Origin of the sequence: Sphingobium sp. ba1 (assembly GCF_000743655.1) — a bacterium.
Lineage (GTDB): Bacteria > Pseudomonadota > Alphaproteobacteria > Sphingomonadales > Sphingomonadaceae > Sphingobium.
On the sequence record NZ_JPPQ01000069.1, the window covers coordinates 3,155,189 to 3,167,157 of the forward strand.

The 11,969-nt window shown below is 62.1% G+C and carries 12 protein-coding genes; 3 read left to right on the forward strand and 9 right to left on the reverse strand.

Annotated features, from left to right (window positions below):
• Together ahpF and IL54_RS24350 are read left to right on the forward strand one after the other, a co-directional pair.
• Window positions 1-1,253 (forward strand): alkyl hydroperoxide reductase subunit F (gene ahpF / locus IL54_RS18555; protein WP_037479283.1); only part of this gene is annotated, 1,253 nt, incomplete at its 5' end.
• 254 nt (window positions 1,254-1,507) lie between these two features.
• A complete protein-coding gene (locus IL54_RS24350) occupies window positions 1,508-2,407 on the forward strand; it encodes an STM4504/CBY_0614 family protein (RefSeq protein ID WP_156106257.1) in 900 nt (299 codons plus the stop codon).
• 218 nt (window positions 2,408-2,625) lie between these two features.
• Here the strand turns inward: IL54_RS24350 and IL54_RS18565 are convergent, their stop codons facing one another.
• The 7 genes from IL54_RS18565 to glmM all read right to left on the reverse strand — a co-directional run bounded on the left by IL54_RS18565 (window position 2,626) and on the right by glmM (window position 7,428).
• Window positions 2,626-2,916, reverse strand: a complete 291-nt coding sequence (locus IL54_RS18565) for a HigA family addiction module antitoxin (protein ID WP_202807678.1) — start codon at window positions 2,914-2,916, stop codon at window positions 2,626-2,628.
• A 4-nt stretch (window positions 2,917-2,920) separates the two neighbouring features.
• On the reverse strand, window positions 2,921-3,199 hold the full coding sequence (locus tag IL54_RS18570; RefSeq protein ID WP_037477613.1) for a type II toxin-antitoxin system RelE/ParE family toxin: 279 nt from the start codon (window positions 3,197-3,199) through the stop codon (window positions 2,921-2,923).
• A gap of 290 nt (window positions 3,200-3,489) precedes the next feature.
• On the reverse strand, window positions 3,490-4,125 hold the full coding sequence (locus IL54_RS18575; RefSeq protein WP_037477614.1) for a L,D-transpeptidase family protein: 636 nt from the start codon (window positions 4,123-4,125) through the stop codon (window positions 3,490-3,492).
• A gap of 285 nt (window positions 4,126-4,410) precedes the next feature.
• Window positions 4,411-5,010, reverse strand: coding sequence for a ribonuclease HII (locus IL54_RS18580; protein WP_037477615.1), 600 nt, complete (start codon window positions 5,008-5,010; stop codon window positions 4,411-4,413).
• Entirely contained in the window at window positions 5,003-5,758 is a 756-nt protein-coding gene (thiD, locus tag IL54_RS18585) for a bifunctional hydroxymethylpyrimidine kinase/phosphomethylpyrimidine kinase (protein WP_037477616.1), read from the reverse strand. Before thiD ends, IL54_RS18580 begins: the two co-directional genes overlap by 8 nt.
• Window positions 5,755-5,979, reverse strand: coding sequence for a DUF1272 domain-containing protein (locus IL54_RS18590; RefSeq protein ID WP_037477617.1), 225 nt, complete (start codon window positions 5,977-5,979; stop codon window positions 5,755-5,757). The genes thiD and IL54_RS18590 overlap by 4 nt, the downstream gene beginning before the upstream one ends.
• 108 nt (window positions 5,980-6,087) lie before the next feature.
• Window positions 6,088-7,428, reverse strand: a complete 1,341-nt coding sequence (glmM, locus tag IL54_RS18595; RefSeq protein WP_037479300.1) for a phosphoglucosamine mutase — start codon at window positions 7,426-7,428, stop codon at window positions 6,088-6,090.
• 124 nt (window positions 7,429-7,552) lie between these two features.
• Between glmM and IL54_RS18600 the strand changes: the two genes are divergently transcribed.
• Window positions 7,553-8,932: an alanine/glycine:cation symporter family protein gene (locus IL54_RS18600; protein ID WP_037477618.1), complete on the forward strand. Its 1,380-nt coding sequence runs from the start codon at window positions 7,553-7,555 to the stop codon at window positions 8,930-8,932.
• A gap of 34 nt (window positions 8,933-8,966) precedes the next feature.
• Here the strand turns inward: IL54_RS18600 and IL54_RS18605 are convergent, their stop codons facing one another.
• Both IL54_RS18605 and IL54_RS18610 read right to left on the reverse strand, forming a co-directional pair.
• Window positions 8,967-9,149: a CsbD family protein gene (locus IL54_RS18605; protein WP_037477620.1), complete on the reverse strand. Its 183-nt coding sequence runs from the start codon at window positions 9,147-9,149 to the stop codon at window positions 8,967-8,969.
• Between the two features lie 104 nt (window positions 9,150-9,253).
• The coding region (locus tag IL54_RS18610; protein ID WP_081913106.1) for a DUF3857 domain-containing protein at window positions 9,254-11,969 on the reverse strand (2,716 nt) is incomplete at its 5' end.

Here is an 11,969-nt window from a genome sequence, read left to right on the forward strand (position 1 = left end):
TCAAGGACATCGACGGCGACTTCGCCTTCGAAACCTATTTCTCGCTCTCCTGCCAGAACTGCCCCGACGTGGTGCAGGCGCTCAACCTCATGAGCGTCCTCAACCCCCGCATCAGTCACGTCGCCATCGACGGCGCGCTGTTCAAGGAGGAGGTCGACAGCCGCAAGGTCATGGCCGTCCCCACCGTCTTCCTGAATGGCGAACCCTTCGCCAGCGGCCGGATGGAACTGGAACAGATCGTCGCGAAGATCGACAGCGGTGCCGCCACCCGCGCCGCCGAAAAGATCAAGGCGCAGGAACCCTTCGAAGTCCTCATCGTCGGCGGCGGTCCCGCTGGCGCGGCGGCGGCCATCTATACCGCGCGCAAGGGCATCCGCACCGGCGTCGCCGCCGAACGCTTCGGCGGCCAGGTGCTCGACACGATGGATATCGAAAATTTCATCTCGGTCTCGCGCACCGAAGGGCCAAAGCTCGCCTCCGCCATGGAAGCGCACGTCAAGGATTATGACGTCGAGATCATGAACCTGCAAAAGGCGGCGAAGCTGATCCCGACCCGCACCGAAGGCGGCTATCATGAGGTCGTGCTGGAAAATGGCGCCTCGCTAAAGGGCCGCACCCTCATCCTCTCGACCGGCGCGCGCTGGCGGCAGATGGGCGTGCCCGGCGAAGAGGAATATCGCAACAAGGGCGTCGCCTATTGCCCGCATTGCGATGGCCCGCTCTACAAGGGCAAGCGCGTCGCGGTGATCGGCGGCGGCAATAGCGGCGTCGAAGCCGCGATCGACCTCGCCGGCATCGTCGCCCATGTGACGCTGATCGAGTTTGACAGCCAGCTCCGCGCCGACGCGGTGCTGCAACGCAAGCTCGCCAGCCTGCCCAACGTCAAGATCATCACCTCGGCGCTGACGTCGAAGGTCGATGGCGATGGCGACCGCGTCACCGGCCTGTCCTACAAGGACCGCAACAGCGGCATCGAGCATGACGTCGCTCTGGAAGGCATCTTCGTCCAGATCGGCCTTGTCCCCAACACCGAATGGTTGAAGGATGCGGTCGCCCTGTCCCCCCGCGGAGAAATCGAAATCGACGCCCGCGGCGAAACCAGCGTCCCCGGCGTGTTTGCAGCGGGCGACTGCACGACGGTCCCCTACAAGCAGATCGTCATCGCCATGGGCGCAGGCTCGACGGCAGGCTTGTCGGCGTTCGATTACCTGATCCGTTTGCCCGCCAGCGAAGAGGCCGCGCAAGCGGCGTAAGGCCGGGCCCATTGCGCGGGGTTTGAAAGAACGGCCGATCCGGCAACGGGTCGGTCGTTTTTCGTGAGTGAGTGTCGAGAATATGCGTTCAGATGGCTTATTTTACTACACAAAAGCAGAATGTTCGCGAATCAACGGAAGGAGAATTCTATCCTGGATTTTTTTGCGAGGAATAATGCAATCTTATTATCGGCGATAGATGCTTGTTTTCTCTATCAATTTGCGCATATTCAACAAAACTTCTGGGGGCGAAAATGGCACTTCCAATGATCTATTCTAGGCGCAAGCGTATCGCGGAAAAAACTGATGCGGATGTTTATCAATACAATACGATATCTCCGAAGTTACGTCAGCAAATGCTATTTGTTTTCGATGCATGGGATCGAAATTTTAGATCAGGTACATCGCTTAGCCCCATTTATACATTCTCAGTTGAGAGCATGAGGACAGAACTCGGCACTACAAAACTTACGTTGGGGTGGACACCTGACTTTGCATTAGAGTTCAGAGAATGGTTTAGAAGTTGGACAGTCATAGACGACTTGCTCGATGCCATTGAATTTGTAATTCAAATTGCCGCTGTTTATGGTAATAATAGGGCATATAATTCTAAAGAATATTATCAAAACGGAGTTGCTGAATTAAACGCTCGAATGCTGGAAGACGGATTTGGTTTTCAAGTGGAAGGCGGTCAACTGATACAGCTTTGTTCGACGTTTTTGCATCAACACGCCACATTACCCGCCTTATCCCTTCTGGCTGGCACTGGATATGCCGAAGCCAACAAGGAGTTCCGACAGGCTTATCAAGAGTTTAATCAGGGCAATTATGATGATTGCATCCATGATTGCTGCAACGCCTTCGAGAGTGTCTTGAAGGTCATTCTAACAAAGAAAGGTTGGGTATTCAGTGCGAACGATCCTGCCAAGAAGTTGCTTGACGTAGCGTTCAGCAATCACCTCATTCCATCCTACATGCAAAATGAGTTCACTGGCCTTCGAACCATATTAGAAAGCGGTGTGCCGACCGTCCGCAATAAGGCCGGGGGCCACGGTGCAGGCACTACTCCACGCGTTATCCCGAAGCACATCGCATCCTTCCAGCTTCACCAGACTGCCGCAGCTATTGTACTGTTGGCAGATGCTTCAAATTGAGGAGCCTGCTGCCATGTGGCTTGGGAGCATAGTGTAAGCAATGATGCCTTAGGATGGCAGCCTTCTGCGTCTACATCTTGGAAATGCGGTACCCCTGTCTTAACGCCCAACCTATGCCTCAATCGCCCGACTAGCTGGTGACCGTTCGGCGCGCCTCTCAGCGTCACCGCATTCGCCTGTACGCTGCGAAGGGCCAGCAACATTTTCAGCATGTTCCCTCAAACCACTTCCTGCAACCGCCGCACCACCGGCTGCCCATTCTCACGCGCGCGCCACAGGTCGTAATTGGCCTGCATGGCCAGCCACGCCCGCGCTGTGCTTGTCCCCGCCTGTTCCAGCCGCAGCGCCAGATCAGGGCTGATCGCCGCTTTGCCATTCAGCACGCGCGAAAGGGCGACGCGCGACATGGCGAGACGGCTGGCCGCTTCGGTGACGGACAGGCCGAGCGCCATAATGACTTCATCACGCAGCAATTCGCCGGGATGGGGAGGGTTATGCATCATCGTCATGGCCTCAATGATAATCCTGATAATCGACAAGTTCGGCATCGGTGCCGACAAAGCGGAACGTCACGCGCCAGTTGCCATTGACCCACACCGACCAATGTCCCTTCAGATCGCCCTTCAGCGCGTGCAGTTTGAAGGACGGCAAATTCATATCCGCTGGCCCGGCCGCCACGTCGAGCAGGCCCAGGATATTGCGAATTTTCTTCGCATGGGATGCCTGAATGCCCCGCGTCGTGCCACTGGTATAAAAGGCCTCAAGCCCCTTGTGCCGGAACCCGATGATCATGACGAAGTGTATCGCGTATCGTTACGCGATGCAAGCGCGATCGGGACGGGCCTTGATCCCGGTCGATACCCCTGTCCTACATCCCCCAACCTATGCCATGCTCGCCCGGCTCTTTCTCCCGGTCCGCCCCCTCGTCCCTCGCGCGTGCCCCCGCACGCCACCCCACACTTCGCAAAAATTCGCCTATTGCGAAGTTCACGCCACCCGTCCGTCCCCCACACAAACCCTCGGCCAGCGACGGTGTGAACTTCACATGATTTTGCAAAATTGCGGAGCGCGCCTCCGGCCCGTCACCACCGCCCCCAACTCCCGAAAATCGCCGGATCGATCTCCAGACTCGGCGCAAACGCCCCCGCCCCGCCGCGCATGTCTCCGCCGCCCATGCCAAAGGTCACCACACTGCTGCCGGAATCGCCCAGCACCAGCGGATCGAGCATCAGCGCGGCGCTCAGCCGGTCGGTCGTCACTTCCGTCAACGTGCCGATCCGCGTCAGCGCAAACAGCTTTTGCGCAAAGGCATAAGGGAGCCGGATGCAGCCATGGCTGGCGGGGTAGCCCGGATTATGCCCCGCATGCAGCGCGATCCCGTCCCAGGTCAGTCGCTGCATGAAGGGCATCGGCGCATTGCTGTAGAGGTTGGAGCGGTGCCATTGCCGCTTTTGCAGGATCGGGAAGCTGCCGGTCGGCGTGGCTTTGTTTTTCGTCCCCGTCGACACGCTGGCCGCGCCGATCAGCCGGTCGCCGCGATAGACATGGACCTGTTGCCGCGCGAGGCTGACGATCAGGTAGAGCGGCCCGTCCGCGACCCCATCGTCGTTCCAAGTGAAAGCCCCCGGCTTGAGCGGTCCATCCGCCACCTGCGCCCGCACGGACGGCACACAAAAAGACGCGCAACACAGGAGAATAAGCAGCCGGAAGAAAAGCATAAGCCTTTCTTAACCATAACCCCGCCCCGCGCCAGAGGGGGAGAAAGCGCTTTATCGCATCGGTCCCGCCTTGGGACAGGGAGGTGGGGGAGTTGGGTTAGGAGGTTGGAGATAAACCAAGAGCCTCCACTCTCCGTTCGTGCTGAGTAGGGGCTGAGCGAAGTCGAAGACCCGTATCGAAGCATCATGCGACGCGCTTGATCCTTCGATACGCCATTTCGACTTCGCTCAATGGCTACTCAGGACGAACGGGAGGGGGAACACGGAAGAATGAGGAGAAACCCCCTAAAGCAGCACCAACTGCGCAACCGGCGCAAAGCTGCGCCGATGCAGCGGGGTCGGCCCATGCGTCCGCAGCGCGGCCAGATGCTGCGCGCTGCCATAGCCCTTGTTGCTGGCCCAGCCATAATGCGGATGCCGCGCCGCTGCCTCCACCATCATCCGGTCCCGCGCTTCCTTGGCCAGGATGGAGGCCGCGGCGATCGACAGGCTCTTGGCATCGCCACCGACGATCGCGCTCGACGCATGCGGCCAGTCCGGGCAGCGATTGCCATCGACCAGCACATGCGCGCAATCCCGCCCCAACGCCGCCACCGCACGGGTCATCGCCAACATCGTCGCCCAAAGGATATTGAGCCGGTCGATCTCCTCGACACTGGCAACCCCCAGCCCCCAGCACAGCGCCCGATCCTTGATCTCCACCTCCAGCGCCGCCCGGCGGGTCGCCGACAATTTCTTGCTGTCGTCCAACCCCTGTGGACAATCATCAGCGCGCAGGATCACGGCAGCCGCCACCACCGGCCCCGCCAACGGCCCCCGCCCCGCCTCATCCACCCCAGCGACAAGGCCGGGATGATACAGGCTTTCATGCGCAAAATCAGGCATGGAAAGTGAACGGCGCGCCCATCGGCCCATGCCCACCGCCAAAGCCCGGCGCCAGCATCAACGCCGCCCGCACATAATCCCGCGCCCGCGTGATCGCGTCAGGCAAAGCCATCCCCTGCCCCAACCCGGTCGCAATCGCGCTGGCCATGGTGCAGCCGGTGCCATGGGTATGCGGCGTATCAATCCGCGCATCGCTCCAGGTTTTGGCAACGCCGTCGGGCGCAATCAGCCGATCAGTGAGCATCGCCCCCTCGCCATGCCCGCCCTTGGCCAGGACATGGGTGCCAAAACGCGCCGCGATCTCCTCACCGCCGAGCGCCGCCAGTTCAGGAATATTGGGCGTTACCAAAGTCGCGATGGCCATCAACTTGTGGAAAGCCGCAATCGTATCCGCATCCGCCAACAGCGACCCGCTCGTCGCGACCATCACCGGATCAAAGACGATCGGAACGCCATCAAGCCCCGCCAGCCGCTCCGCCACCGCCATCGCCGTCTGCGCCGACCCGATCATACCGATCTTCACCGCATCGACGCCGATATCGCTGATACAGCTCTCCATCTGCGCCAGCACCATGTCGGTCGGGATCGGGTGAACCCCCTGCACCCCCAATGTATTCTGCGCCGTGATCGCCGTGATAGCCGTCATGGCAAAGCCGCCAAGCAGCGTCACGGTCTTGAGGTCCGCCTGAATCCCCGCGCCCCCGCCACTGTCGGACCCGGCGATGATCAAAATCCGCGCAGGCGTCATGGCTTATGCTTGCGTATGGTGGCCGCAGGATTGGCGGCCAGCGCCTTGCCCGTCCGCGTCGGCCGGTCCATCAACTCGCCGCCGCAATTGGGACAACGATCGTCCAGCGCCTCGGCACAGGTCGCGCAAAAGGTGCATTCGAACGAACAGATGAACGCGCCCGGCACATCGGCTGGCAAGTCCGCACCGCAGCGCTCGCAATCGGGGTGCATGTCAAGCATCGCCCATTTCCGTCATGCCAGCGCACGCTGGCATCTCTCTTTTCTTTTTACTCGAACCAAAACAAGCGAGATCCCAGCGTTCGCTGGGATGACGACGGGAATGGAGACTCACGCCGCCGCCCTCTCGACCGCAGCGCAGATCCGCTCGACCACGTCCCTCACCTGGTCCGCACTGTCGCCTTCCGCCATGACCCGGATCACAGGCTCCGTTCCCGACGGACGAATGACGAGGCGGCCCACACCGGCCAGTTCCGCCTCAGCCTGCGCGATGACGCGCTGCACGTCTCCATGCTCCAGCGGCTTGCCCCCGGCAAAGCGCACATTTTTGAGCAATTGCGGCACCGGATCGAACTGGTGCAATGTTTCGCTGGCGGGCTTGCCCGACCGCACCAGCGCGGCCAGCACCTGCAAGGCTGCAACCGTGCCGTCGCCGGTGGTCGCATAGTCGGACAGGATCATATGCCCCGACTGTTCCCCCCCGACATTGAACCCACCCTCGCGCATCCGCTCCAGCACATAGCGATCGCCGACCTTGGTGCGCTCCAGCGTGATCCCCTGCCCCGCCAGACAGCGTTCCAGGCCCAGATTGGACATCACCGTCGCCACCAGCCCACCGCCGCGCAACATCCCGTCGCGCGCGAAATTGGTCGCGATCAGCGCCATGATCTGATCGCCATCGACGATCTGGCCTTTCTCGTCGACCACGATCAGCCTGTCCGCATCGCCGTCCAGCGCAATGCCGATGTCGGCCCCCGACGAGACGACGGTTTCCTGGCACAGCAAGGGCGATGTCGATCCACAGCCGTCGTTGATGTTGGTGCCATTGGGGCTAACCCCCACCGCCACGACCGTCGCGCCCAATTCCCACAGCGCGGATGGCGCGACCTGATAGGCCGCACCATTGGCGCAATCGACCACGATCTTGAGGCCGTCGAGCCGCAGGTCGGCAGGGAAGCTGGACTTGACCGCATGGATATAGCGCCCGCGCGCGTCCTCGACCCGGCGCGCGCGGCCAATATCCTTGGACGGCGCAAGCGGAATCTCCTGCCCGATCAGCGCTTCGATCTTCAGTTCGTCCTCATCAGACAGTTTGTAACCATCCGGCCCGAACAGCTTGATACCATTGTCGAAATAGGGATTGTGGCTGGCCGAAATCATGACACCCAGGTCCGCGCGCATCGAATGAGCGAGCAGCGCGACGGCGGGCGTCGGGATCGGCCCGAACTGCACCACGTCCATGCCGACAGCGGTAAAGCCCGCGACCAGCGCATTTTCGACCATATAGCCCGACAGCCGCGTATCCTTACCGATCACGACGCGATGGCGATGGGCACCACGCAGGAAATGCGTGCCCGCCGCCATGCCGACCTTCATCGCCAGGTCTGGGGTCATGGGCCATTGGTTGGTGCGCCCGCGGATACCGTCGGTGCCGAAATATTGCCTGCTCATGCCCGTGTCATGCACCGGAGAGCTGCCCGGTATCAAGCCACAACCGCGACGCTGCAGCCGATAGGCGGGGCGCGGCAAGTTTTTCTTGATCGACAATCCACCCGTCGCCCGCCATCGGCGCAGGATGGAAAATTTCAACGCCATCGTCGATGCCATCTCGGCCGCCGTGTTCTTCAAGCTGCCGATGCTGGGGACGCAGATCGAATTGATCGTCCTCTACCTCGCGCTGCCGATGCTGTTCTTCACGCTATGGCTGGGCTTCCCGAATATCACCCAGGTCGGCCGCGCCATCCGCATCCTGCGCACCCAGCCCGAAAAGGGCGAAGCGGAGGGCGATGTCAGCCAATGGGCAGCGCTCAGCACCGCGCTGTCCGGCACGATCGGCCTGGGCAATATTGCGGGCGTCGCCGTCGCCCTGACGATGGGCGGGCCGGGCGCGATCCTGTGGATGTTCGTCATCGGTTGGTTCGCGATGACGGTGAAGATGGCGGAAGTCACGCTCGGCCTCAAATATCGCGTGTTCGACGCCCAGGGCCATGTCCATGGCGGCCCGATGTATGTCCTGAAGGCCGTCGGCGCAGCGCGCGGCTGGCCCAAGGTCGGGCTGGCGCTGGGCGGTGCCTACGCCTTTTTCGCTTTGTTCGGGGCGATCCCGATGGTGCAAGTCAACCAGAGTTTCGCACAGGTCAAGGTCGTCACAGGCCTCACCAACGGCTGGGGCTATGGCATTTTCCTCGCCTGTGCCGTGGCGCTGGTGACTCTTGGCGGCGCGGCCTGGCTGGGCGAAGTCGCCAAGCGGCTGACCCCGCTCAAGGTGGCCGTCTATCTGGTCGGGGTATTCGCCATCCTGATCCTGCACTTGGGCGCCATCCCCGGCGCGCTGGCGTTGATCTGGGACGGCGCTTGGACCGGCAGTGCGGCGACCGGTGGCGCGATCGGTGCCTTCGTCGCGGGCATGCGCCGCGCGGTCTTCGCCAGCGAGGCGGGTGTCGGTTCGGCAGTGATGGCGCACAGCCTCGCCCGCGCGCGCCGTCCCGTATCCGAAGGCCTGGTCGCGCTATTGGAGCCGCTGCTCGGCACGATGATCGTATGCGGTCTCGGCGGCTTGGCGCTGGTCGTGGCAGGCACATGGAATAGCGGGCTGGAAGGCATCGCCATCACCTCGGCCGCCTTCGCCCAGGTTTCGCCCTGGTTTCCCTGGCTGCTGGCTGTCGTGGTATTCCTGTTCGCTTATTCGACGCTGGTCGCTTGGGGCTTCTATGGGTTGCAGGCCTGGGGCTATCTGTTCGGCCACGGTACGCGCGCGCAATGGACGTACAAGATCCTCTACGTCGTCGCCCTGCCCCCTGCCGCCGCGATCGACCTGGGCCGGGTCGTCGGGATCGTCGATTCCAGCTTTTTCCTGATGGCCATTCCCAACGTCATCGCGCTCTATTTGTGCGCAGGGGAATTGCGGCGAGACGTGAAAGCCTATCTGACGCAAAAAGAAAGCCTCGCCGGTTAGGGCGGGGCTTCCTATTCATTTGGCAGCGGTGGCGTCAGATCTTGTCGCCGAGCGCACCCTTGACCGAACCAGCCACATCCTGACCGGTGCCCTTGACCTGCTGGGCCTTGCCCTCGGCTTCCAGACGATCATTATCGGTCGCCTTGCCAACGGCTTCCTTGACGTTGCCGGCCAGTTTGTTGCCAGCAGCCTTCAGCTTGTCAGTTGCTTCACCCATGTTCAGTCTCCTGTTGGTTGGTGTTGCCTATTCAACCGACAATCAGAATAAAGGTTGCCGTCAAACCGCTCCCGTAACGAAATCGCCGATAGCTGTTGCGATGATCACGGCTTGATGCCGAACCGCGCATAGTCCGCGTCGATGCGGGGGTTGATACGGCGCGCGATGGCGATGTCCTTGTCACCGTCGCTGGCCCGACCGAGCCGATGCAACACGATCCCGCGCATGAATTGACTCTCGTCCTTGCCTGGCACCTGGTCGAGGACGGCGGTCAAATCCTGAAGCGCGTCTTCATATTTGCCCATGCGGAACGACACCATGGCACGACTGTCGAGCGCTGCGACGCTGTACGTGCTGGTCTCGATCGCGCGGGTGCAATCCTTGAGCGCGCTATCGAGCATGATATCGCGCGTGCCCTTGATCCAGCAGCGCTCGTTGAGCAGCATGGTCAGGCCAGGCTTTTCCGCAATATGCGCGTCGAGCAGTTCGACCGCCTTGGCCGCATCGCCATAGGTGCCCAGCAGGCTGGCCTTGAGCCGGCGATAGGCATCGCGGGTTTCGCCGCCGATGGCGATCCGCTGATCCACCATCACCAGCGCCTCGTCCAGCTTGTCACTTTCGGCAAGATAAGTGGCAACCGCATTGATCGCGCCAATGGCAGACGGGTCGAGTTGCCGCGCCATCCGTGCATCGGCCAGCGCGCCGGGCACATCGCCCAGCCTGAAGCGCCGGTCAGCGCGGCTGAGATAAAGATCGACATCCGGCTCGATGGCAATCGCCTTGTCGAGATCGGCCAACGCCTTCTTTCGATCACCTACGCCCCAGCGGAAATTGGCGCGACTGCTATAGCCTGACACTTCCTCCGGGTCTTCGGCGATCGCCTTGGTGAACGCCTGCTCCCCCGCTTTGACCTGCGACCAGTTTGCCAACACCTCGTAAGGGGCATCCCAGTAGAAGGTCGGCTTGACCGGGGCGATCAAGCGCGGGGCCAATGCCTGCGCCGTGGCAAGCCGATCGCGTTCGTCGGGCACTTGCGCCGCCGCAATCTCGACCCCGGTCGAATCCATCCGCTCATCCAGTTCGAGTAGCCCGTCGCGCAGATGGACATTGCGCTTGATCGTGAAGCCCGCGATCGACTGGCTGACATTCTGGTCGCCTTCCAGCACATAGCCCTTGCCGCCATCGGGCAAGCGCAATTTCAGCCGATAGCGCACCCCCGACGGCGGCGGCGTCGCCACCGGAATATCGATCCACGCCGGACGCCCGCGATCAGGCGCGAAGCTGATGTCGTTGACGCCCCGGCCAATGCTACGCCGATGACGATTATCCTCCAGGCGCCAGGGCGTCGCCGTGACGCCGTGCGCTTTCAGCGTCGTGGTCGCCGTGGCGGCATCCATCGCGACACTGACGTCGCTGAACTGCGACTGTCCCATTTGCCGCATGAAGAATCCCCGCACCATGTCGGCGCGCTGCTTGGTATCGAGTTGGCCCAGGGCGACATTGATCATGGACGCCGCCGGGCCGCGCAACACGGCCACCGCATCGAAGACGCTGGGCAGCCGAACGCTACCGCTCTCGTCGGCCTCGATCGCAATGTCGATGATCGGCCGCGCGTTGGCGCGGGTCTGGATCGGCAGCAGGTCTGCACCCGCCGTCCGCACCGGCAGCACCGTGCCGAAAGGCGGCGTATCGCCCAGATCGTCGATCCGCGCGCCGCTGCCCGTGCCATCCATCCACAGCGTCTCGCCATCGATCGTCGCGCGCACAAGCACATGGTCGAACGCGGCGACGCTGGGCAACCGTTCCGGCACGAAATCACCCATGGCGGAACTGGCCAGCACTGGCTCCGCCTCTATCCCCATGCCCCGCAGCAATGCCAGCAACAGCAGTGTCTTGGCCTTGCAATCGCCATAGCGCAGCGTCCAGGTCTGCGCCGGGGTCTGGGGCACATAATTGCCACCATTCATGCCGATCGCCAGATAGCGGATACTATCCTGCACCAGTTGCAGCGCCGCGGCCGCCTTCGCGCGCGGCGACCCGCCCGACGCCTTCAGCCTGTCCAGTTTGCCCGCCAGCCCGCTACCCGGCGCGATCAGCCCCTCGGTCGCATAAAGCGGTGCCATCGTCTTCGATACATCGGCCCAGGACGCGAAGGTGGACAGTTCGAACAAGGGTGGATGGCGATAGCGCAGCGGCGCATCCTCCGGCATCTCCGGCTGCTTGACCAATGGCAGGGCGACGGTCAGTTCGTTGAACCCGCCCTTTTTCTGCTGCTTGACCACTGCATCCTTGGCCAGCAATTTCCACTTGGCCCCGCTGCGCTCATACCATTGGACACGCAGCCGCCCCTGTCCCATCCGCAACGGCGCAGCGAACAGCCCCATCGCACCCTGGACATGTCCACCGAGCGCATCATCCTTCATCGACGTCGTATAGCGCAGGCGGACAATATCGCCGACCTGCACCCCTTCGACCGCCAACGTCGCGGTAAGAACGCCAGTAATCTGCCGCGCTTCGAGATTTTCCTCGCGGCGCAGCACGGCAAAGCGCTTGTCGCCCGCCAGCGCATCGATCACCTGGTCACCGCGCAGGATCGACACTTCATGGATGATGAGGTCGCCCTTGTCGGGTGCCCATGGCAGGGTAAGCGAGGAGAGTTGCGCCAGCGCTTCGGCCGACCCTGCACGGGTCGCGACATCGGCATAGCTCCACAGGCGGCCATCCTCCACCCGCTGCTGGCTGTCGAACAACAGCATCGTCGGCGGTTCGCCCTCGAAGCTCGACAGCGGCGGCACGCTGGCCTTCTCCACCCAGGCGGGT